The sequence below is a fragment of the Variovorax sp. FG153 genome (assembly GCF_057809595.1).
Genome location: NZ_JBMDKG010000002.1, coordinates 366931 through 389008, shown reverse-complemented (window position 1 = coordinate 389008; position 22078 = coordinate 366931). Strand labels below are relative to the sequence as shown.

The 22078-nt window shown below is 69.5% G+C and carries 18 protein-coding genes and 4 tRNA genes; 16 read left to right on the top strand and 6 right to left on the bottom strand.

The window, feature by feature from the left end; all coding sequences use genetic code 11:
• The first annotated feature begins 1 nt into the window (after nucleotide 1).
• The 7 genes from ACODT0_RS05020 (at nucleotide 2) to ACODT0_RS04990 (ending at nucleotide 11296) form a co-directional block, all read left to right on the top strand.
• Complete coding sequence (locus ACODT0_RS05020) at nucleotides 2-781, top strand: SDR family NAD(P)-dependent oxidoreductase (RefSeq protein WP_057590612.1); 780 nt, start codon at nucleotides 2-4, stop codon at nucleotides 779-781.
• Complete coding sequence (locus tag ACODT0_RS05015) at nucleotides 778-1308, top strand: MarR family winged helix-turn-helix transcriptional regulator (protein WP_057590611.1); 531 nt, start codon at nucleotides 778-780, stop codon at nucleotides 1306-1308. The genes ACODT0_RS05020 and ACODT0_RS05015 overlap by 4 nt, the downstream gene beginning before the upstream one ends.
• Before the next feature lie 3 nt (nucleotides 1309-1311).
• Entirely contained in the window at nucleotides 1312-1758 is a 447-nt protein-coding gene (locus ACODT0_RS05010; protein WP_057590610.1) for an acyl-CoA thioesterase, read from the top strand.
• Between the two features lie 116 nt (nucleotides 1759-1874).
• Nucleotides 1875-2519, top strand: coding sequence for a response regulator (locus tag ACODT0_RS05005; RefSeq protein WP_064262281.1), 645 nt, complete (start codon nucleotides 1875-1877; stop codon nucleotides 2517-2519).
• On the top strand, nucleotides 2516-4273 hold the full coding sequence (locus ACODT0_RS05000; RefSeq protein WP_057590608.1) for an ATP-binding response regulator: 1758 nt from the start codon (nucleotides 2516-2518) through the stop codon (nucleotides 4271-4273). Before ACODT0_RS05005 ends, ACODT0_RS05000 begins: the two co-directional genes overlap by 4 nt.
• A 69-nt stretch (nucleotides 4274-4342) precedes the next feature.
• Nucleotides 4343-10429 carry an FAD-dependent oxidoreductase gene (locus ACODT0_RS04995; RefSeq protein ID WP_489040754.1) on the top strand — a complete coding sequence of 2029 codons (6087 nt, stop codon included), beginning with the start codon at nucleotides 4343-4345 and terminating at the stop codon, nucleotides 10427-10429.
• A gap of 129 nt (nucleotides 10430-10558) precedes the next feature.
• Nucleotides 10559-11296 carry a M15 family metallopeptidase domain-containing protein gene (locus ACODT0_RS04990; protein WP_489040753.1) on the top strand — a complete coding sequence of 246 codons (738 nt, stop codon included), beginning with the start codon at nucleotides 10559-10561 and terminating at the stop codon, nucleotides 11294-11296.
• Between the two features lie 10 nt (nucleotides 11297-11306).
• Here the strand turns inward: ACODT0_RS04990 and ACODT0_RS04985 are convergent, their stop codons facing one another.
• The gene (locus tag ACODT0_RS04985; RefSeq protein ID WP_489040752.1) at nucleotides 11307-11705 is read right to left on the bottom strand and encodes a hypothetical protein; all 399 of its coding nucleotides are present in this window, start codon (nucleotides 11703-11705) and stop codon (nucleotides 11307-11309) included.
• 703 nt (nucleotides 11706-12408) lie between these two features.
• Between ACODT0_RS04985 and ACODT0_RS04980 the strand changes: the two genes are divergently transcribed.
• The 4 genes from ACODT0_RS04980 (at nucleotide 12409) to ACODT0_RS04965 (ending at nucleotide 13436) form a co-directional block, all read left to right on the top strand.
• Nucleotides 12409-12484: transfer RNA gene (locus ACODT0_RS04980), tRNA-Asp, on the top strand.
• Nucleotides 12485-12529: 45 nt separating this feature from the next.
• On the top strand, nucleotides 12530-12727 hold the full coding sequence (locus ACODT0_RS04975; RefSeq protein ID WP_261208293.1) for a short-chain dehydrogenase: 198 nt from the start codon (nucleotides 12530-12532) through the stop codon (nucleotides 12725-12727).
• A gap of 25 nt (nucleotides 12728-12752) precedes the next feature.
• Nucleotides 12753-12826, top strand: a tRNA-His gene (locus ACODT0_RS04970).
• Between the two features lie 46 nt (nucleotides 12827-12872).
• Nucleotides 12873-13436, top strand: a complete 564-nt coding sequence (locus ACODT0_RS04965; RefSeq protein WP_489040751.1) for an HNH endonuclease — start codon at nucleotides 12873-12875, stop codon at nucleotides 13434-13436.
• 61 nt (nucleotides 13437-13497) lie between these two features.
• On the opposite strand, the gene ACODT0_RS04960 is transcribed toward ACODT0_RS04965, so the two are convergent.
• Nucleotides 13498-13674: a hypothetical protein gene (locus tag ACODT0_RS04960; RefSeq protein WP_172705668.1), complete on the bottom strand. Its 177-nt coding sequence runs from the start codon at nucleotides 13672-13674 to the stop codon at nucleotides 13498-13500.
• Between the two features lie 266 nt (nucleotides 13675-13940).
• Between ACODT0_RS04960 and ACODT0_RS04955 the strand changes: the two genes are divergently transcribed.
• Both ACODT0_RS04955 and ACODT0_RS04950 read left to right on the top strand, forming a co-directional pair.
• Nucleotides 13941-14354 carry a hypothetical protein gene (locus ACODT0_RS04955; protein WP_489040750.1) on the top strand — a complete coding sequence of 138 codons (414 nt, stop codon included), beginning with the start codon at nucleotides 13941-13943 and terminating at the stop codon, nucleotides 14352-14354.
• Between the two features lie 217 nt (nucleotides 14355-14571).
• A complete protein-coding gene (locus tag ACODT0_RS04950; protein WP_082321865.1) occupies nucleotides 14572-15432 on the top strand; it encodes a DUF3108 domain-containing protein in 861 nt (286 codons plus the stop codon).
• A 127-nt stretch (nucleotides 15433-15559) separates the two neighbouring features.
• On the opposite strand, the gene ACODT0_RS04945 is transcribed toward ACODT0_RS04950, so the two are convergent.
• Nucleotides 15560-15635 (bottom strand) — tRNA-Lys (locus tag ACODT0_RS04945).
• 156 nt (nucleotides 15636-15791) lie between these two features.
• On the opposite strand from ACODT0_RS04945, the gene ACODT0_RS04940 reads away from it, so the two are divergent.
• Nucleotides 15792-16496 carry an SDR family NAD(P)-dependent oxidoreductase gene (locus tag ACODT0_RS04940; RefSeq protein WP_057589484.1) on the top strand — a complete coding sequence of 235 codons (705 nt, stop codon included), beginning with the start codon at nucleotides 15792-15794 and terminating at the stop codon, nucleotides 16494-16496.
• Between the two features lie 58 nt (nucleotides 16497-16554).
• Here the strand turns inward: ACODT0_RS04940 and ACODT0_RS04935 are convergent.
• A tRNA-Ala gene (locus tag ACODT0_RS04935) sits at nucleotides 16555-16630 on the bottom strand.
• Nucleotides 16631-16726: 96 nt separating this feature from the next.
• Between ACODT0_RS04935 and ACODT0_RS04930 the strand changes: the two genes are divergently transcribed.
• The gene (locus tag ACODT0_RS04930) at nucleotides 16727-17596 is read left to right on the top strand and encodes an alpha/beta hydrolase (protein WP_057589485.1); all 870 of its coding nucleotides are present in this window, start codon (nucleotides 16727-16729) and stop codon (nucleotides 17594-17596) included.
• A 4-nt stretch (nucleotides 17597-17600) separates the two neighbouring features.
• On the opposite strand, the gene ACODT0_RS04925 is transcribed toward ACODT0_RS04930, so the two are convergent.
• Entirely contained in the window at nucleotides 17601-18578 is a 978-nt protein-coding gene (locus tag ACODT0_RS04925) for a GMP reductase (protein ID WP_057589697.1), read from the bottom strand.
• Between the two features lie 219 nt (nucleotides 18579-18797).
• On the opposite strand from ACODT0_RS04925, the gene ACODT0_RS04920 reads away from it, so the two are divergent.
• A complete protein-coding gene (locus ACODT0_RS04920) occupies nucleotides 18798-21215 on the top strand; it encodes a UvrD-helicase domain-containing protein (protein WP_489040749.1) in 2418 nt (805 codons plus the stop codon).
• A gap of 30 nt (nucleotides 21216-21245) precedes the next feature.
• On the opposite strand, the gene ACODT0_RS04915 is transcribed toward ACODT0_RS04920, so the two are convergent.
• A complete protein-coding gene (locus tag ACODT0_RS04915) occupies nucleotides 21246-22076 on the bottom strand; it encodes a BPSS1780 family membrane protein (protein WP_208508839.1) in 831 nt (276 codons plus the stop codon).
• Between the last annotated feature and the right edge of the window lie 2 nt (nucleotides 22077-22078).

Genomic DNA, 22078 nt, shown 5'->3' with positions numbered 1-22078 from the left:
CATGCAAGCAAATTCTCTTTCCGGCCGCCATGCCCTGGTCACGGGTGCCGCGCGCGGCATCGGCGCCGAGATCGCGCGCACCCTCGCGGCCGAGGGCGCGGTGCTCACGCTGCTGGGGCGCGACCGCGAGGCGCTGCAGCGCGTGGCCGACACGCTGCCCGCCGCCGCCTCGCACCGCGTGGTGGCGGCCGACGTGGCGGACCCGGCGGCCGTGCAGCAGGCCTTCGCGCAGGCGCGCGCCGCGCTCGGGCCGCTCGCGATCCTGGTCAACAACGCGGGCGCGGCCGAGAGCGCGCCCTTCCTCAAGACTTCGGTCGAGCTCTGGCAGCGCATGCTGTCGGTCAATCTCACGGGCAGCTTCCTGTGCACCCAGGCGGCGCTGCCCGACATGCTCGAGGCCGGCTGGGGCCGCATCGTCAACATCGCGAGCACCGCGGGGCAGAAGGGCTATGCCTACGTGGCCGCCTACACCGCGGCCAAGCACGGCGTGATCGGGCTGACGCGCTCGCTGGCGCTCGAGGTGGCGCGCAAGGGCGTGACGGTGAACGCGGTCTGCCCGGGCTACACCGACACCGACATCCTGCGCAACAGCGTCGCCAACGTGGTCGGCAAGACCGGCCGCAGCGAGGCCGATGCGCTGGCGGAGTTCTCGAGCGTGAACCCGCAGCGCCGCATCGTGCAGCCCTCGGAGGTGGCCGACGCGGTGCGCTGGCTGTGCGGCGAGGGCGCCGCCTCGGTCAACGGGCAGTCGATCTCGGTCTCGGGCGGGGAGGTCACATGAAGCACAACGATGCCTCGCATGCCGCGCTGAGCGACGCCGAGGAACTGGGCCACGAGGCGCGCGCGCGCACCGAGGACCATGCGGCCCTCAAGCTGTGGCTGCGCATGCTGGCCAGCACCACCCAGATCGAGGCCGAGATCCGGCGCCGGCTGCGCGAGCGCTTCGGCATCTCGCTGGCGCGCTTCGACTACATGGCGCAGCTCTACCGTCACAGGGAAGGGCTGAAGATGCGCGTGCTCTCGCGCTACCTGATGGTGACCGGCGGCAACGTCACCGGCCTCACCGACGAGCTGGAGCGCGAGGGCGTGGTGGCGCGCGCGCCCAGCCCCGAGGACCGCCGGGCCTGGATCGTGAGCCTCACGCCCAAGGGCCGCGCCGGCTTCGAGGCGATGGCGAGCGAGCACGAGCAGTGGATCCTCGAGATGTTCTCGGGCCTGGACATGAAGACCATCAAGCAGATGCATGCCCAGCTCGGCGAGCTGCGCGTGCACGTGATGCGCAGCGAACCCGCGGGCGAGGAGGGCTGAGCGATGGCCGAGACGCCCGCGCCGCGCTTCGCCGAATTCAGCCGGCCGCGGCTGATCCGCTTCTCGGACTGCGACCCGGCCGGCATCGTCTTCTACCCGCAGTACTTCGTGATGCTCAACGGGCTGGTCGAGGACTGGGTCAACGAGGAGCTCGGCATCGGCTACGACGCGCTGGTCACCGGCCGCCGCGTCGGGCTGCCGACCGTGAAGCTCGAGGCCGATTTCCGCGCCGTGAGCCGCATGGGCGACCGGGTGGCGCTGGGGCTGTCGGTCGAGCGGCTCGGTTCGCGGTCGCTGACGCTGCGGCTGCGCTGCTTCGAGCCGGTGTCGGGCGAATTGCGCATGCAGGTCAGCCAGGTGCTGGTGACCACTTCGCTGGAAACCCACAGGGCGATCGAGATTCCGCCCGACCTGCGCGCGGCGATCCTGCGGGGAGCGATACCTTCCTAAGCCCCGGGGAATGTCGATCCCTCTAAAGGAGGAGTTCCCCCTGCTTGTACTACCAGCGTACTGCTCCCACAATTCCGGGCCTGGGAAAATAAGGCGGAGTTGAATGGGAACGGTTGATGAGAATTCTGCTGGTTGACGATCACGGCCTCGTGCGCGAGGGCGTGGCACTTCTTTTGCGCTCGCTCGATCCCAAGATCGGCGTGCACCAGACCGCCGACATCCACGATGCGATCGCGGCCATGCGCACGCACGGCCCGTTCGACATCGTGCTGCTCGACCTCGAGATGCCCGGCATGCGCGAGCTCGACTCGCTGCACCTGTTCCGCGGCCAGTTCCCCGAGCAGGCGGTGGTCGTGCTGTCGGCCAACGAAGACCCCAACACGGTGCGCCGCGCGATCGACGACGGCGCCATGGGCTACGTCAAGAAGTCGCTCGACCCGGCGACCATGATGCAGGCGTTGCGCGTGGTGCTCGACGACGGCATCTACGTGCCGCCGGTGTGCCTCGAGCCGCCGCGCACCGACGAGCCCTCGCCGGCCGACCGGCTCGCGAGCCTGCGGCTGTCGCCGCGTCAGGAAGAGGTGCTGCTGCGCCTGGCCCACGGCAAGTCGAACAAGGCGATCGCGCGCGAGCTCAACATCTCCGACACCACCGTGAAGTCGCACCTGAAGGTGGTGTTCGAGATCCTCGACGTCCACAGCCGCACCCAGGCCATGTACGAGCTCTCCCGCCTCGGCTGGCGCGCGATGGAAGCCGGATGAGGAACCGGGCCGCGGCGCTGGTCGCCGAGCAGGTCGGGTTGCTCGCGACCCAGTCGCGCAACGCCGTCCTCGGCTTGCTGGTCGGCTGCTCCTTCGTTTCCGCGATCCTCGCGCGACACGTGTCGTGGGTGCTGATCGGCGCCTGGCTGGCGCTGTTCATCGGCGCCAACGCCTACCGCATGCGGCTGGGCGCGCGCCTGCTGAGCGACCGCGAGCCGCGCGACGCCGCGGCGCTGAGCAAGTTCTTCTACATCGCGCTGGTCAACGGCATCTGGATCGGCCTGCTGCCCGTGATGTTCTTCGGCGTGCTGCCCGACGAGTCGCGGCTCGCGCTGACCGTGATCGTGCTGCTCGCCGCGGCCGGCGGGGCCGCCACCTATGCCTCCTTCGCGCGCGGCTACCTGTGCTTCCTGCTGGTCGGCGTGCCGCTGGTGGCGCTGGGCTGGGGGCTGCACGGCGGTCCGCGCGCCTGGGCGGTGGTGCTGTCGCTGCTGATGTACGCGGTGGTGATGGCGCGCTTCTCGACCTATCTGGCGAGCGTGTTCGAGCGCTCGGTGTTGATCCGCTTCGAGGCCGACGCGCAGCGCGAGCAGGCCGAGCGGATGCGCGTGGTCGCCGAGGAGGAGCGCGGCAAGGCCGAGGAGGCGCGCCACGTGGCCGAGGAGGCGAGCGTCTCGAAGTCGCGCTTCCTGGCCAATGCCAGCCACGACCTGCGCCAGCCGGCGCAGGCGCTCGCGCTCTACACGGCGGTGCTGACGCACAACGCCGAGACCGACGAGCAACGCCAGATCGCGCGCAGCATCGCCGAGGCCAGCCGCGTGCTGGGCGACCTGCTCGACAACCTGCTCGACATGTCGCGCCTCGATGCCGGCGCGGTGCAGCCGCGCGCGCAGGCGGTCGACATCGGCCAGATGCTGGCGCGCCAGGGCACCGAGGCGCGCGCCATGCTGGCCGGGCGCAATGTGCGGGTGGAAGTGGAGGGCGGCGCTTTCGTGGCCCAGACCGACCCGGTGCTGCTCGAGCGCGCGCTGCGCAACATCGTGGGCAATGCGGTGAAGTTCACCACCTCGGGCCTGATAGCGATCCGCGCCCACATCGTCGGTCCCGTGATCCGCTTCGAGGTGGAAGACACCGGCCAGGGCATCGCGACCGAACACCAGACGCTGATCTTCGAGGAGTTCTTCCAGGTCGACAACCAGGAGCGCGACCGGGCCCGCGGCCTCGGCCTCGGGCTGTCGATCGTGCGCCGGCTGATCCACATGCTCGGCGGCGAGGTGAAGGTGGAATCGGCGGCCGGCAAGGGCTCGAAGTTCACGCTGACCATTCCCGCGCTGTTCACGCGCGCGCCCGACGAATCCGACCTGCGGCCGCGCCCCTCGGTGCCGATGCCCGATCTGCGCGGCCGGCGCGTGCTGGTGATCGACGACGAGCAGATGGTGAGCAACAGCCTGAGCGCGCTGCTCCAGACCTGGGGCGCCGACGTGGACACCGCCGACGGCCTGCATGCCGCGCTCGCGCTCGGGCCGCCCGGCAACTGGCAGCTGTGCCTGTGCGACCTGCGCCTGCGCGGCGGCGAGGACGGCATCTCCACGGCGGCGCGGCTGAACCGCGATGCGCCCGACCTGCCGATCGTCTTCATCACGGGCGACACGGCCCCCGCGCGCATCGAGCAGGCGACCCGCACCGGCCGGCCGCTGATGCACAAGCCGGTGGACGAAGTCCAGCTCGCGAGGCAGGTGCGCGCCTTGCTCTGAGTCCGTATTCGCCCCCCAGGTCCACCGTCGGCGGGCCACGATTTCCTCTCTCCCGTTTCCCGCCGTCCCATGTCCTCGCCCACCGCGCAGCCGCTGTCCATTCCCTTCGACGAATGGAAGCCTCCCGAGCCGCTGCAGCTCGATGCCGTCGTGATCGGCTCGGGCTATGGCGGCAGCGTGGCCGCGCTGCGGCTCGCGCAGGCCGGCCGGCGCGTGGTGCTGCTCGAGCGCGGCTCGGAGTTCCTGCCGGGCGAGTTCGCCAACGACGTGGGCCAGCTGCCCAAGTACCTGCGTTTCCAGGGCCCGCAGGGGCCGATGGGCAGCCCCTGCGGCCTGTTCGAATGGCGTGTCGGGCCGGGCATGGCTTCGCTGGTGGCCAACGGTTTCGGCGGCGGCAGCCTGATCAATGCCGGCGTGCTGGTGCAGCCCGACGACGACGTCTTCGCCCAGCCCGCGTGGCCGGCCCAGATCCGCCATGCGCTCGACGACGACAGGCCCGGCCTGCGCCTGCCGTCGGCCTTCGCGCGCGCCAGGGAACAGCTGCAGGGCACGCGCTTCTCGATCCGCACCGCGGACGGCGCCGAGGCCGAACCGCTGCCCAAGTCGCAGGCGCTGGCGAAGCTCTGCGAGACGCTGCAGCGCGACAAGACGCTGCGCAAGCACGCGCCACGGGTGCACGCGGCAACGCTGACCATCGACCCGGCGCGCTGCAGCCATTGCGGCGACTGCTTCACCGGCTGCAACACGCCCGGCGCCAAGCACACCCTGCCCACCACCTACCTGAAGCAGGCCGGCGAGCTGGGCGTGCAGTTCGTGAGCCGCTGCACCGTCTATGCCCTCGAGCCGCAGCGCAAGACCGGCCGCTGGCGCTTCACCGCGGTGGAGACCGAACGCAGCCGCGACCTGCGCAACATGGCCGACCTGGTGACGCAGCACGGCCGCAGCTTCGAGGCCGCGCTGGTGGTGGTCGCGGCCGGCACCTTCGGCAGCACCGAGCTGCTGATGCGTTCGCAGAAGGTGCACGAGCATTTCACGCTGTCGCCCACGCTGGGCACGCGCGTGAGCGCGAACGGCGACAGCGTGAGCGTGATCGCCGACCTCGAGACGCCGGTGGACAACGTGGGCCGCGGCGCGCTCCCCGAGGCCCAGGCCGGCCGGCCCGTGGGACCGACGATCACGACCCTGCTCGACCTGCGCGGCAGCGGCGACGACCGGCCGCCGCTGCAGGAGCGCGTGATGCTGCAGGACGGCGCCGTGCCCGGCCCGCTGTCGCGCCTGTACGAGGAGATGCTGGCCATCGCCTGGACCCTGCGCCACATCGGCGCGCGCGCGCCATCGCCGCGTGCTCATGGGCGGGGCATCGACCCGCTGGCCGCCTCGCCCGAACTCGCCGCCCACAGCCAGCTGCTGCTGGCGATGGGCCACGACAGCTCGCAGGGGCGGGCGGTCTGGGTGCCCGAGATGGACGGCATCGCCCCCTACTGGCCGCGGCCGCAGGAGGCGCCCACCTACGCCGCGCAGCAGCGCATGTTCGATGCGGGCACGAGGCGCGACGGCGTGCACCTGCACCTGCCGACCTGGCAGGCGCTGCCGCCGGGCGCCGCGACCTTGCTGTCCGGGCCGAAGCCCGATGCGCTCGCGATGACGGTGCATCCGCTCGGCGGCTGCCCGATGGGCGACAACCACGACTCGGGCGTGGTCGACCACCTGGGGCGGGTCTGGCGCGGCGACAACGAACTCTGGCACGGCCTCTACGTGCTCGACGGTTCGATCGTCCCGACCTCGCTGGGCTGCAATCCGCTGTGGACCATCACCGCGCTGGCGGAACGCGCGATGGCGCACCTGGCGCCCGGGCTGCGCGTGGCCGGCCCGACCGCCACGCCGACGCCCGCGCCGCAGCGCGGCCTGCCGCGCTCCACCGCGGGCTGGTCGCGGCCCGGGCCGATGCGGGTGGAGGCCCGCGCGCGCGAGCGGCTGGAGTGCCGCGCGCTGCCGCTGCGGGGTCCGCTGCGCCGCATGCTGGGCACGCCGACCGCCGACTGCGACATGGTGGTCAGCATGCACACCTTCGATTGGCAGCAGCTGTGGAGCGATGCGCGGCATCGCTTCACGGGCGTGCGCGGGCTGTTGCGCTTCGAACCCCTGGTCGAGGGCGCGGCCCCCGATGCCAGGCCGGCCAGCGAGCGCTTCGTCAGCTACAAGATCCGCGGCGGCGCGGTCTCCATCCTCGCGGTGGAGCCCGGCGGTCCGCTCGCGACCCTGCGGCGCATCGCCAGCCTGCCGCGCACGGTACTGACCTGGTTCATCTTGCGCGGCTACCTCGACTGGCGGCGCGGCGACACCGAGATCACGCTCGAGCGCAGCCGCAACATGTTCTGGGCCTGGTGGGCCGCCACCGAGATCCGGCATGTGGAGTACGACCTCGGGCTGACGCTGCGCCCGGGCGGCGTGCCTCGGCCCGATCCGGTCCGGCGGCTGCGGCTGCGCGGCACCAAGGAGATCGTCTATGCCGCGAGCTGGCCGCAGCTCGTGGGGCATGGCGCGCGGCGGCTGTGGCAATGGCGGTGGGCCGACGACCGTCCGGGCAAGGCCGTACCGGCCGACCTGCGGCCCGACCTGTTCACCCAGCTCACCTGCCCGGTCATCACGCTCGATGCCGACGACCGGCCGGCGCCCTGGTGGTCGCCGTGGCGCAACCGTGTGGCGAAAGCGCACTTCGCGTTCGACGTGGCGCGCGCGGTGCGCGACACCCCGATCGAACTGCTTGGCGGCGCCGACGCCAGCTCGGCGATGGGCACGCTGGTGGCCTATCCGGCGCTGCTCGCGCGCTTCGCGCTGCAGTCGCGCATGCTCGATTTCCGGCTGCCCGACTACAGCGGCAGCCCGCTGGTCGACGTCGCCAGCCGCGAGGACCTGAAGCTGCGCGGTGAGGCCTGCGGCGGCACGCAGGGCGACGTCCATCCGCAGGCGCATTCGCTGTGGGTGCGGCGCGGTCGCTCGTCGAGCGACGACGGCACCGAGGCCGTGGAGAACGTGCAGCTTCGGCTGTGGCGCTACCGGCGGCCCGGCGCCGACGGGCTGCCCGAGTTCCTCGACGGCCAGTGGTGCGGCGTGCCCGTGCGGCGCGCGCGCTCGGTGCTGCTGACCCATGCCTTCGGCATGTCGGGCCACACCTTCACCTTCAAGGGCACGACGCAGAACTTCGCCGAGCACCTGTATGGCCTGGGCTGGGAGGTCTGGGTGCTCGACACCCGGCTGAGCCCGCGTTCGCGAGCCTCGCAGGAGCCGGGTACCGCCGACCAGGTCGCGATGGTCGACATCCCGGAGGCGGTCGATTTCGTGCTCGACCTGCTGCGCAACGAGCGCGACCGGGTCGTCGGACCCGAAGCCGGGCTGCCGCTGCAGCTCCATGCCTTCGGCCAGTGCCTCGGCGCGGCGGCCTTCCAGATGGCGCTGCTGGCGGGGCGGCTGTCCTATCCGATCGAGAGCGCCGGCTACGTGTCGGCCACCGGCGTGCGTCCGCTGCTGCCGAAGCTCGCGGGCCTGGTGAGCGCGCAGACGCACCTGTTCACGGTGGGTTCGCGCTCCTCGCAGGGCAAGACCTGGCTGCCGGCCTTCATCCGCAACCTGGCCGGCCGCACCACGGTGCCGCTGGCGGTGCGCGGGCCGGTGGAGTCGCTGGTCGAATCGCTGGTCGACCGCCTGTTCGCGGCGCTGCCGGTGCCGCCTGGCGAGCGCTGCCCGGGAGAGGGCACGCTGGGCCGGCCGCACGACGACGACTGCGCGACCTGCAGGCGCGTGCGCTTCCTCGACGCCGAGCTGTTCAAGCACCGCAACCTCAATGCCCAAACCCACCGCGAACTGCCCAAGCTGTTCGGCAACGCCTCGGTGCGCGTGTTCGCGCATGCGGCGCGCTTCGTCGAATACGAGCGGCTGGTCAGCGAGGACGGCTTCAACGTCTACGCCAACGACAGCGCGATCGCGCGCCACATGGCGCTGCCGATCCGCTTCGTGCACGGCTGCGAGAACGAGCTGTTCGACAAGGAAGGGGCGCTGCGCTCGTCGCTGCAGTTCGCGCAGATCCATCCCGACTGGGTGCCGCTGTTCGGCAAGGCGACCGAGGGGCAGCCGCCGCACATGTGCGACCTGATCGCGGGCCATGGCCACCTCGATCCGCTGATCGGCCAGGCGGCGATGGATCGCGTCGACGGCGAGGCCAGTCCCTACGAACGGCTGGCGGCCTTGCTGAACCAGGCCTGGGGATCGCGCGAACATGGGCCGGCCGTCGCCGCGCCCGGCGTCGACGAGGACATCCCGCCGGCGAGCCCGCATCCGAACCACGAGGTGCGCTTTCCGCGGGCCGGCCCCTGGGTCGGGCCGATGGAGCCGATGGACGTCGACCCGCAACTGGCCCTGTACTGCGCCATGCCGCCGGGCCCGTCGCGCGGCGTGCGCGTGGCCTTCGTGGTCGACGACACCGCCGCCGACGCGCTGCTCAGCCGCGGGCTGGCGGCCAGCGCCATCGTGCACCTGGGGTCGCGTCTCTATCGCGTGCCGCTGGAGATCGTCGACTTTCCCGCGCCGATGGTGGCGCGCGACGGCTTCCTGCTGCCGCCGCCGCGGCGGCCCTGGGTGCTCGGCAGCGCGCAGGGCCGCACCGATGGCAGCAGCGCGATCCGCGTGGCCTGCGGCAGCATTCCGCTGCCCGAGGGCGGGGCGTGGGAGCGCGCGCGCATCGAGTGCGTCTCGCACGCACCGGCGCTCGATGCACGGACCGCGAGCCGGCCACTGCAGCGGCTGCCCGATGAGGTCGTGGAAGGGCCGCCGGTGGCGTTCTCTGCCGCCGCGGAGGCGGCCGAGCTGATGGCGCTGCAGGGCTCGATCCGCTTCGCGGCCGAAGCGGCGGTGCGCGAGCGCGAGGTGGGGCGCGGGCCCTTTCCCGCCTCGCTGTCGCACCAGCGTCGCAATGCACCGCTGGCGGAACACCGCTGGATCCGCCTCAGGCCGCGCATGCTGGCCGCGCGCGAGGGCGCGCTGTGCATCGCCATCGGCAGCTGCAGCTACCCGGGCTTCTCCTTCGACAGCGAACCGGCCTCGGCCTCGTTCGAGCGCTTGTTGAAGACCGTGCGCAAGCTGGGAGCGGGAGGCCCCGAGATGCTGTTCATGCTCGGCGACCAGATCTATGCCGACGCGACCGGCGGCATCATCGATTCGACCAATCCCGTCGAGCGCTACACCGACCGGCACCAGCGGGCCTTCACGCGGCGCGCCTTGCAGCAACTGCTGGCGCGGGTGCCGTCGGTGTGCACGGTGGACGACCACGAGTTCACCGACAACTACCCGCTGGCCCGCTCGCTGTTCAAGCCGCATCTCGCGCGCCGCGGCTACAGCCGCCTGCGCGAGCAACATGCGCTGCAGGCCGCGCAGAACGCGTTGACCGCCTACCAGCTGATGCACGGCAGCGAGAGCATGCGTCGCTTCGGCTTCGCGCGCTACGAGCGCGGCGGCGTGCGCTTCTTCGTGGCCGACACGCGACGCTGGCGCAAGGCCGCCCGGCACAGCGCGCCGGGCAAGCCGGTCGCGGTGCGCACCCTGTCGGACGAGGCGCGCGCGGCCTTCCACGCCTGGGTGGAGGAGGGCCGCGACAGCGACGCCTTCCATTGCCTGCTCACGGGCAGCGTGCTGCTGCCGGGGCTGGTGCCGGGCTGCGATCCCGCGAATCCCGGCCCGCCGGACTCGATGCAGGCCGCGCCGGCAGAACGCGCCGAGCTGCTGGGCCGACTGGCCGATGCGGTGCCGGGGCGCTTCGCCTGCATCTCGGGCGACTACCACCTGAGCTTCTCGGGCGCGGTCACGGTGGATGGCGTGCGCGTCGGTGCGGTGATGCTCGCGCCGGCCTTCTACGCGCCCCTGCCGTACGCCAACTGCTCGCCCGGCGATCTGTGGCTCGACGAGGACCTTTCATTGCCCGACGGTCGCACGTTGCGGCTCGAGGCGATCGATGGCGAGCTGCCACAGCGTGGATCGGGCTACGGCCTGCTGCGCTTCGAGCGATGCGCCGAGGGCTGGTCGGCCGCGCTGTCGACCGACCTGCTGGTGCTCGAGGAGGGCGCGACCAGGAAGCGCTTCGACTGGCCGCGCGTCGACCTCTCGTAGCGCCGCGCGGCGTTTCTCCTCCAATTGGGGCATGCGCGCGGCGCGACGATGAACTCCAATCCCCGCATGCCGTGACAGGGCCGCGCGGGCCCCGCGTGCGGCGCATTGCAGTCATCAAAGAAAGCGCTCATGCCGGGACGGTTGGTTTCGATCGATGTGCCCTCGATCTACAAGGTGGCAGGCCAATGGCTCGCGCTGCCGCGGCCCCTGGCCTGGTGTACGCCCGACACGCGGCGCGCGCTCGCCGCGATCCGCAAGGAGGTCGAGCGCCGCGGCGGACGCCTGCTGCTGTCCGACCTGTTCCATGACCGGGCCGCCGGGCCCGGCCGGCAGCCATCGCTCGGCGCGTGCACGGGCGACGGCATGCACGAGGCCGGCCGCGCCTTCGACGTCGACCTCAGTGCGCTGCGCATACCGCTGGCCGAGTTCTGGGCGCTGGCGCGCGGCTTCGGCGTGGTGCCGATCCATCGCACGCCCGACCCGGCGCTCAGCGAGGCCTGGCACTTCGAATGCCGCGGCAGCCATCAGCGCGTGTACGAGCAGCATGCGTCGAGGCCCGCGGGCCCGTTCAGGACGCCGTACCTCGCGATGGCGGCCAGCGCCATCCTCGCGGCCGGCCTGCCGCACGACCTGTTCGTTCACAACGCCGACGAGGCGCGCCTGCAAAGCGGTCTGATCCGCCTGGGGTACGACATCGGCGGGATCGACGGCCTGATCGGTTTCCGCTCGATGCGGGCGTTGCGCGCCCTGGCCCTCGATGGCCTGTCGCTCGAGGCGCAACTGAGTGGCGTCGAGTGGTGGCTGCGGGGGATGTACCCGTCGGAGTACGGCGACGAGGCGGCGGTGGAGACGGCGCTTGCGGCCTAGCTTCGAGGCGTCACTTGTTGTCCGCCGCGACGGGCCCCGCGTCTTCGGCGATCTTCTTCTTGAGCCAGCCGCCGAGTTCGCGCTTGCCCTTGGCATTGGCGGCACGCCAGGCTTCGCGCGCCATCGCGACGAAGCGCTCCTCGGCCTCGTCGGGCACTTCAGAGGGCCGGTCTTCCCGGTCGAGCCAGCCGGCCTCGACCTCGCAGTGCCGCTCGATCTGCCGCGCGAGGTTGTCGCCGATCGGCCGCGCGCTCTTGATCTGGCTCCACATGCTCGGCGACACCTCGATCTTCCGCGCGAAGGCCTGGTCGAGTCCCTTGGCGGGCAGGCCGGCGGCCACGGACGCCTCGAGAAAACGGCGATGCAGCGCGAGCACATTGCGGCGGCGTGCGACGGTGAGTTGGGGCACTGTTCAAAAACAACAACAAGACAAAAAAAGATTGTCCCGGTTGTTGACGCCCTCGTAAAGACTCTTTACAGTGCAAGGCACTCGCAGGCCCAGGCCGCGAGAGGCCCGATCCCTCCACCCCTTTTCAAAGCGCGACAGCTTCCACCAAGGTCCCATCGTGAACACCGCACGCCAACTCTCCAGCATTCGACCCGTCTCGGGCCGGGCGCTCGTGCGCGCGGGTTTCAGCAAGGGATTCGACCTGCCGTCGCCCGCCGCGAACCTGGGTCGCTCGTACGCCATGCATTCGCTGAACCACGCGAAAGCGCGCGTTGATGCATTCGAGGGTCGACTGCCACCGGGTGGAGGTTGCGCTTAGGCGCATGCCCTCCCAAGCTCTCTCACCAGAGGCCCGGACACCGAAAGGTTCCGGGCCTTTTTGTTTTTCGCGGCCATCGTGCCGCGGCGGTGGCGTCCACGGATGCCGCCGGTGTTCTTCGACAACTTGCCGCGAGGCGCAGCCGTCACTGGATCGGCGCGCAGCTTCGCCATTTCGGGTGTGCCTTCACCACACCGCCAGGATGAGCCGCGTGGACGGTCTGGCGGGATGTGCAGGAGCGTGGACCACTCCTGTGCGGCGATGTCGCACGGGGCCTCGAGCGAGAGCGCGGGGCCTGTCGCGTGAGGACACAACCGAAATGGAAAGCGCCTTTTCCTCGATCACGTTCCGCTAACTCAGCGGCCAGAGTGCCTCCCTGTCCAGGAGGAAGCCAGGGGTTCGAGTCCCCTGCGGAACGCCAATGCTGTCACCACATCGCTCAACCCATACAACAAGGAGTCATCGCATGCGCAAGCGCAACAGCCCCATCCGCATGATCGCCGTGCATCCCGCGCCGGCGCGCAAGCCCTTCGTGTCCGCGCTGGCGCGGCGCCTGGGCTTCGGTCGCAAGACCGATGTCCTGCGCGAGCCCGGCTCGTTGCGCGAGCTGCGGCTCGATCAGCTCGACCTCGACCAGCGTGTGCGCGAAGTCGGGGAGTGGTAGCGGATCCTTCTTTCGTTTTTCCATGGTGCGCGTAGCTCAATGGCAGAGCCGCGGGTTGTGATCCCGCTGACGACGGTTCGATTCCGTTCGTGTACCCCAGACTTTTTCGACCATCGTTCGACATCGCCGCGAAAGGAGGCGAGCCATGCATTCACACGTCCTGCAACTCGACATCCAGGGCACGCCGCAAGCCTGGGTCTCGCTGGAGCAGGCGGTGCTGCACTACGCCTGCGACGACGTGGCCTGGGAAGGCGGCGACACGCCGCTGGCCACCATGCGCGGCGGCTTCAACGTGGCGCGCGGCGTGCAATCGCGCATCGAGGTCGCGCCGATCATCGCGCTGCGCGGGGCCTCGAAGATCAACCTCTTCGATGTCGTGCCCGGCCTCACCAAGCGCAAGCTGCTGCGCCGCGACCGCCATACCTGCGCCTACTGCGCGGGCGTGTTCGCGGAGCAGGTGCTGCAGTGCGAGCACGTGCTGCCGGCATCGCGTGGCGGTGCCTGGAGCTGGACCAACCTCGTGACAGCCTGTGCCGCGTGCAACGGCCGCAAGGCCGCGCGCACGCCCGAGGAGGCCGGCATGCCGCTCGTGTACCTGCCGTACGTGCCGAGCCGCTTCGAGAACTTCCTGCTCGAGGGCCGCCACATCCGCGCCGACGTGCACGAGTGGCTGGCCAGGCGGCTGCCGAAGGGATCGCGGCTGCAATGAACCGGTGCCAACGCAAAGGCCCGCCGTCCTCGCGGACGGCGGGCCTTTTTCATGAGTGTGTTCAGCGGCCGAGTCCGAAGTAGCGGTAGGCAATCGCACCGGCCGCCGCGAGGCCGCCGACGATCGCGAAGAGGACCCTGGCGGTGCGCCCGTTGCGGCGCCTGGAGCGGTGCCAGTGTTCCGGCCCGATCAGATCGATGGGCACGGTGGGTTTGCCGATGTCGGAAGCCTTTTCCATGGGGCGGAAATATAGCGTAGGCCCGAAAAGCCACCCGCGTGGCGGCTCATCGGACGGCGTTTCATGGGCGCGTGCGCGGGCAAAAAAATACCCGCCGAGGCGGGTGTGGCAACGAGCTTTTCTGGCTTCGGTTTCTGGTCCCTGTGGTCATTGTTATGGGGCGCTGTGTGACAGCAACAGCAAGATGCCATGGGGCACGCGACCCGCCACTGCGTGGCCAGGGGCGGCGATGCAGCCGTCATTCAAAAATGTGAAATAGTGTGGAAATGGACAAGGAAATCATCCTCAAGGCGCTGAAGGCCGCGCTGCAGAGCTGGATCCGCAGTGCCTCGCCGGCGCAACTGTGGCGGGTGCATCAGAAGGGTGGACTCGGCGCGATCGTCGAGGTCGATGGCGACGACCTGCGCGTGCGCATCGCGCTCGACGGTCCGCGCAGCATGCTGTCGGAGATCGGCATGACGGGCGGCCGGCTGCCCATCACCGAGGCCTTCCGCGGCGAGGACGGCGCCACCTGGGGCACGCCGCCACCCCTGGGCAGCGGCGAGCGCGAGCGCTGGTTTCTCGCGAGCGAGCTCGCGCAGGCGCATGCGCGGCAGTACCTGGAGGCCGAGGTGGTCGACAGGCAGGCGTTGCTGGCGGCCTATGCCTCCGACTGGCTGGAGCGGCGGTCTGCGGGTTGAGGCCTTCACGCGAATGCGCGTGCTGTGTGACGACGCCGAATCGCTGCGACGTGGTTCACGATCGTTCAGCACCTTGATTCGGACCACGTGACTTATTCCTCCGTAAGGAGGTGTGCGCCCGCGAGGGTCAAACGTATTCTTCCGTGACAACTGCAAGTTTTTTTGTCGGTTGTTGTCACACAAGGGAGAAGTCATGAGAAGCGCAGATTTCAGCAGGATGCCGCGCGCGCGCCTGCTTTCCATCGCAGCCGCGGCTGCGGCAATTTCGGCCTGTGGCGGCGGCGGGGGAGGCGGGGGAGGCTTCCCGTTGCTGCCCATCGCGTCGGCACCCGCGCCGGCACCGGCGCCCGCACCGGACCCGCAGGCCGAGAGTTCCGCGCCTTGCTTCAACGAAGCCGATTTCCGCGAAGGCACTCTGCTCGACTTCGAGGCGGTCGTGCCAGGCAAGGATCCCGAGACCGACTCCTTCCGCAGGAAGAGCGTGACCGAAGGGCGCGAGGCCTTCGCCGGTGCCACGCCGGTGGCCTTCAACGTCGGCACGGAGGTCAGTTCCTATCCAGCCTTCGAGCAGCGCATCGTCAAGAAGGAATACAAGGACCTGGTCGGCGGCAATCTCTTCCTCTATGGAAAGTCGACCTCGTACCACAGCAAGATCGATGACAAGTTCGCCGACGACATGAAGCTTCCCGCCATCGTGCCCCGGGAGTACACAGGCTACGCATCGCAGGTGTTCGAACCGCCGTTCTCGTTCCCGATCGACATGAAGCCCGGGCAGGTCGTGAGCAAGGAGTCTTCCGTGACCAAGACCGAGACCTCCAACGGCAGCGTCGTCTCGACGCGTACGCTGCCCGCGAAGGGCGAGCTCAGCTACAGCGGTCGCGAAAAGCTGGAGACGCCGCTGGGCACGTTCAGCACCTGCAAGTTCACGCTGAAGCTGACGCTGGGTTCGCTGGTCGGCCCATCGGCCACCAAGGAGTTCTGGCTGGCGGCCGAAGGACCTTATCGCGGCCAGTTGCTCAAGGGTGTCGATCCGAAGTCGCCGATGGTCGCGACGAAGATGACCTACTCGCCCAAGTAACGCCGGTGGATTGAGCATCGATCGTGGCAGGTCCGGCGGGCCTGCCACCCGCGCCAAGGCAAGCAGTGCGGACGCACAAAGAAAAACGGCCGAAACCCAGAAGGATTTCGGCCGTTTTCAGTGTTGGTGGTGGGCCCTGAGTGACTCGAACACTCGACCTACGGATTAAGAGTCCGCTGCTCTACCAACTGAGCTAAGAGCCCTTGCGTTGAAAACATATTCGTTTTCAGGCAAGTCTGCGAGTATAGCGTAGAAATTCGTTGTTCTCAAAATTTTTGTATGCGGCGTGTGTGGCGGATTAGCATTCGGCACCGACGAAGGGGGTTCGCCCCCTCTCTTTCCCATTCAGGAGAACTTCCATGAGCGATGCCAACACCGCGCCGCATGTCGTGATCACCGGTGCCGCGGGCGCACTCGGGCGCGCCGTTGCACAACACTTCCTCGCACAGGGCGCGCGCGCCGCGCTGATCGACCACCACGCCGGGCGCCTGTCCGAAGTGTTCCCGGGCCTCGACAACTCGCAGCACCTGCTGCTGGCCGGCGACGTGACCTCTGCCGCCTCGATGGCCGGCCTGTCCGAGCAGATCCTCAAGGCCTTCGGCCGCGTCGATGCGCTGGTGCACATCGCCGGCGGCTTCGAGATGGGCGAGGCGACGCACGCGCTCACGCGCGAGAGCTGGGACCGGATGATGAACCTCAACGCCTGGTCCTTCGTGGCCGTGACGCAGGCGCTGCTGCCCTCGATGATCGAACGCCGCGCCGGCCGCATCGTCGCGGTGACGGCGAAGGTCGCGGCGCGCGGCCTGCCCGCGATGGCGTCGTACATCGCGTCGAAGAGCGCGCTGCAGCGGCTGGTCGAGGCGATGGCGGCCGAGGCGGCGCCGCATGGCGTCAACATCAACAGCGTGGCGCCCAGCGTGCTCGACACGCCGGCCAACCGGCAGGCGATGCCCGATGCGAACCCGGCCGAATGGGTGTCGACCGCGGTCGCCGCGCAGACCATCGGCTTTCTCGCGTCGCCCGGCGCGGCGGCGCTGCACGGCCAGCACCTCGCGCTCGACTGATACGCGATGCACCAAAGCAAAAGGGCCTTGGCGGATGCCAAGGCCCTTTTTTGTCGGTTGGTGGAGAGGAGGAGGATCGAACTCCCGACCTCCGCATTGCGAACGCGGCGCTCTCCCAGCTGAGCTACCCCCCCAACGCGAGGCGAATTTTAGCCGGAACTCGCGGCAGCGTGCTCGCCGCATGCCAAGATGCGCGCCTCCCAGAAACGGCACCGGACCCCGGCAACCCCATGACCCCCTCGCGCGACCCCGCCTGGCTCGAAGGCATGTACAACAACCTCGCGCGGGTGAAGGAACACCCGGCGTACTTCGCGCGCTGGGCGCGCGAATCCGCCGCGGCGCGCGATGCGCTGCCGAGCCGGATCGACCTGCGCTACGGCGAGGGCGTCAACGAAACGCTCGACGTGTTCCCGGCGCCCGTGCCCGACGCGCCCGTGCTGGTCTTCATCCACGGCGGCTACTGGCGCGCGATGGACAAGAAGGACCATTCCTTCATCGCGCCCGCCTTCAACGACCGCGGCGTCTGCGTGGTGCAGCCCAACTACGCGCTGTGCCCCGGCACGCCCGAGCAACCGGTGACGGTGCCGGGCATCGTGCTGCAGATGGTGCGCGCGCTCGCATGGACCTGGCGCCACATCGCGGCGCATGGTGGCGATCCCGCGCGGATCACGGTGGCCGGGCATTCGGCCGGCGGCCACATGGCGGCGGCGCTGCTGGCCTGCGACTGGAAGGCCGTGGCGCCGGACCTGCCCGAGCACCTGGTGCGCAATGCGCTGTCGATCTCGGGCCTGTACGACCTCGCGCCGCTGCAGCGCACGCCCTTCCTCGAGCAGGTGCTGCGGCTCAGCGACGAGGACGTGCGCCGCGCGAGCCCCGCGTACTGGCCGGCGCCGAAGCGCGGGCTGCTCTACGCTGTGGCGGGCGGCAACGAGAGCGAGGAATTCATCCGCCACAACGCGATGATCCGCGAGGCCTGGGGCTCGCGGGCGGTGCCGGTGTGCGAGCTACTGCCGGGCCTCGACCACTTCGGCGTGGTCGACGCGCTGGCCGATTCCTCGCACCGGCTGCACCGGCTCGCGGTGCAGCTGCTCGAGTCCTGAAGGCCTACATCAGCAGGTGTTCGCCTGCGTTGTCGCCGCCCAAGGTGACGTAGTTGACCTTGCGGATGTCCATCAGCGTGCGGCCGCCCGCGTAGCTGATCGAGCTCTGCACGTCCTGCTCCATCTCGACCAGCGTGTCGGCCAGCTTGCCCTTGATGGGCTCAAGGATGCGCTTGCCCTCGACGTGCTTGTACTCGCCCTTGTTGAAGTCGCTGGCCGAGCCGTAGTACTCCTTGAACAGCGCGCCGTCGACCTCGACGGTCTGGCCCGGCGATTCCTCGTGGCCCGCGAACAGCGAGCCGATCATCACCATCGAGGCGCCGAAGCGCACGCTCTTGGCGATGTCGCCGTGGTCGCGGATGCCGCCGTCGGCAATGATCGGCTTGGTCGCCACGCGCGAGCACCACTTGAGCGCGCTGAGCTGCCAGCCGCCGGTGCCGAAGCCGGTCTTGAGTTTGGTGATGCAGACCTTGCCCGGGCCGATGCCGACCTTGGTCGCGTCCGCGCCCCAGTTCTCGAGGTCGATCACCGCCTCGGGCGTGCCGACGTTGCCGGCGATCACGAAGGTCGCGGGCAGCTTCTGCTTGAGGTAGCCGATCATGTTCTTCACGCTGTCGGCATGGCCGTGCGCGATGTCGATCGTCACATACTCGGGCACCAGCCCCTGCGCGACGAGCTGGTCGACCGTGTCGTAGTCGGCCTTCTTCACGCCCAGCGAGATCGAGGCGAACACGCCATGGCCCTGCATGCGCTTGACGAGCGCGACATTGTCGAGGTCGAAGCGGTGCATGACGTAGAAGTAGCCGTTCTGCGCCAGCCACAGGCAGATGGACTCGTCCACCACCGTCTTCATGTTGGCGGGAACCACCGGCAGGCGGAAGGTGCGGCCGCCGAGCGTGACGCTGGTGTCGCACTCGGAGCGGCTCTCCACGCGGCACTTGCGCGGCAGCAGCAGGATGTTGTCGTAATCGAAGATTTGCATGAAACCAAGCTCCTGGAGGAAGTCGTTGAAAACGAGTGAGCGCTTGGTCTGGCCGGCTTCGGCGGCGTCGCTGCGAAAGCCCCTGCGGGGGCGGGCGACGCGCACAAAAAACCGGGCACAAAAACTTGGGCCCGGTGATTGATTCTACGCAGCCTCCCGTGGGGAGGTCTTCCGGAACTTCATATAACCCGCATACGCCGTGGTTTCTACAATCGACGGATGTTCGAAGAATTCGCGGCCGATGACCGCACCCCGCCGCCGGTCGACCTGCCGCTGCTGCACAACCTCAACGCCGAGCAGCTCGCAGCGGTCACGCTGCCGGCCGGCAACGCGCTGATCCTCGCGGGCGCCGGCTCGGGCAAGACCCGCGTGCTCACCACCCGCATCGCCTGGCTGCTGCAGACGCGCCAGGTGTCCGCCGGCGGCATCCTGGCCGTGACCTTCACCAACAAGGCGGCCAAGGAGATGATGACGCGGCTCACGGCGATGCTGCCGGTCAACGTGCGCGGCATGTGGATCGGTACCTTCCACGGCCTGTGCAACCGCTTCCTGCGCGCGCACTGGAAGCTGGCCAACCTGCCGTCGACCTTCCAGATCCTCGACACGCAGGACCAGCTCTCGGCCATCAAGCGGCTGATGAAGCAGTTCAACGTCGACGACGAGCGCTTCCCGGCCAAGCAGACGCAATGGTTCATCGCGGGCGCCAAGGAAGACGGCCTGCGCCCCGACGCGGTCGAGATCCGCAGCGAGGACGACCGCAAGAAGGTCGAGCTCTACCGTCTCTACGAGGAGCAGTGCCAGCGCGAGGGCGTGGTCGACTTCGGCGAGCTGATGCTGCGCAGCTACGAGCTGCTGCGCGACAACGAACCGGTGCGCGAGCACTACCAGCGGCGCTTCCGCCACATCCTGATCGACGAGTTCCAGGACACCAACCGGCTGCAGTACGCCTGGATCAAGATGCTCGCGGGCAACACCGTCGCGGGCCAGTTCGTGCCGGGCGAGAACAGCGTGGTCGCCGTGGGCGACGACGACCAGAGCATCTATGCCTTCCGCGGCGCGCGCGTGGGCAATATGGCCGACTTCGTGCGCGAGTTCGATGTGCGCCACCAGATCAAGCTGGAGCAGAACTACCGCAGCTACAGCAACATCCTCGACTCGGCCAACGAGCTCATCAGCCACAACAAGAAGCGCCTGGGCAAGAACCTGCGCACCGATCAAGGCCCCGGTGAGCCGGTGCGCGTCTACGAGTCCTCGAGCGACCTCGCAGAGGCGCAGTGGATGGTCGAGGAGATGCGCCAGCTGGTGCGCGACGGCATCGACCGCAAGGAGATGGCCGTGCTCTACCGCAGCAACGCGCAGAGCCGGGTGATCGAAACCGCGCTGTTCAATGCCTCGGTGCCGTACCGCGTGTACGGCGGTCTGCGCTTCTTCGAGCGCGCCGAAATCAAGCATGCGCTGGCCTACCTGCGCCTGCTCGAGAACAAGGACGACGACACCAGCTTCCTGCGGGTCGTCAACTTCCCGCCGCGCGGCATCGGCGCGCGCACGCTCGAGCAGCTGCAGGACGCCGCGCGCGCCGCGGGCCGCTCGCTGCACGACGCGGTGCACGCGGTCGGCGGCAAGGCCGGCTCGAACCTCACGGCCTTCGTCGCCAAGATCGACGTGCTGCGCGAACAGACGCAGGGCGTGAGCCTGCGCGAGATCATCGAGCTGGTGCTCGATCACAGCGGCCTGGTCGAGCACTACCGGGCCGACCGCGAAGGCGCCGACCGCATCGAGAACCTGGAGGAACTGGTGAACGCGGCCGAGAGCTTCGTCACCCAGGAAGGCTTCGGCCGCGACGCGGTGGCGTTGCCGGTCGACGAGCTGCGCCAGTCGCCCGCGAGCCAGGGCATCGACCCGGGCCGGCCGCTGCTCGACGAGCCGCTGGCGCCCGACGCCGAAACCGGCGAAACGCTGAGCCCGCTCGCGGCCTTCCTCACGCACGCGGCGCTCGAATCGGGAGACAACCAGGCCCAGGCCGGCCAGGACGCGGTGCAGCTGATGACGGTGCATGCCGCCAAGGGTCTCGAATTCGACTGCGTGTTCATCACCGGCATGGAAGAGGGCCTGTTCCCGCACGAGAACTCGATGAGCGACTACGAGAGCCTCGAGGAGGAGCGCCGCCTGATGTACGTGGCGATCACGCGCGCGCGCAAGCGGCTGTACCTGAGCCATTCGCAGACCCGCATGCTGCACGGCCAGACCCGCTACAACGTCAAGAGCCGCTTCTTCGACGAGCTGCCCGAGGGCGCGCTCAAGTGGCTCACGCCCAAGAACCAGGCCTTCGGCAACTCGGCCTTCGGCTATGGCAACGGCTATGGCAGCACGCGCGGCGCGGGTGGCGGCGGATACAGCGGCAAGTCCTACGGTGGCGGCGCCGGCAAGGAGACCTTCGCGAGCCCGCCCGTGCCGCCCCAGAAGGCCGCGCCCTCGCACGGCCTGCGCTCGGGCATGCAGGTGTTCCACAACAAGTTCGGCGAAGGTACGGTGACCGCGCTCGAGGGCAGCGGCGACGATGCGCGAGCGCAGGTCAAGTTCACGCGCCACGGCGTGAAGTGGCTGGCGCTGTCGGTGGCCAAGCTCACGCCGGTCTGAGTCGGGGCGCGGCCCGCGGGGCCGCCCGGCTCAGTTCGGGTCGAAGCTGTCGCGGAAGGTGAACCAGGTCGAGGCCAGCGACATCGCCGCCAGCACCAGCGCCGTGCCCACGATCAGCACGGTGCCGATCGCGGTGGCGCCCGAGCCCGCGCCCACGGCGCCCACGCCCACCAGCACGGTGGCGATCAGGCCGACCGCGATGCCGGCCAGCAGGAACACGCCGAACCAGGCGATGCCGAACAGCGCATAGGCGCCGAAGTTGCGGAACAGCGCCACGATGCTGAAGAAGATGCTCTTCACCGGCTCCACGCGGTGCCAGTGCACCAGCGCGGGCGCATGCCACATCGCGAGCGACAGTGGCAGGTTCAGGCACAGGTGGACCATGCGCGCGACCTGGAACTCGCTGCTGGCCAGCACCTCGGGCGACAGCGCCTCGTCGAGCAGGTAGGCACGCGCGAGCTGGCCGCCGTCGACCAGCGCGGTGGCCAGCACCGCGAGCACGAAGTACACGGCCGAGATCAGGCCCAGCACCACCAGCGGACGCCATTCGGCGCGCAGCGCGGCGAAGACCTCGACGAACATCGCCGAGCCGGTGGGCCGACGCGTGCCGGCCACGCCGTCGTTGCCGGCCTGCTCGTCGTCATAGGCCACCGCGGTGGCGACCATCAGCCCCAGCGTCATGAACGGCAGCAGCACCGGCGCCAGCACGCTGCCCAGCAGCGGCACCACCGACAGCGTCGAGATCAGCGCCATCAGCAGGAAGAACAGCGACACGAAGGCCAGCGGCTGCCGCCAGAAGGTCTTGAGTCCGAGGCGGACCCATTGGGCGCCGGTCTTGGCCGGCACGAGGTGGAGTTTCATGG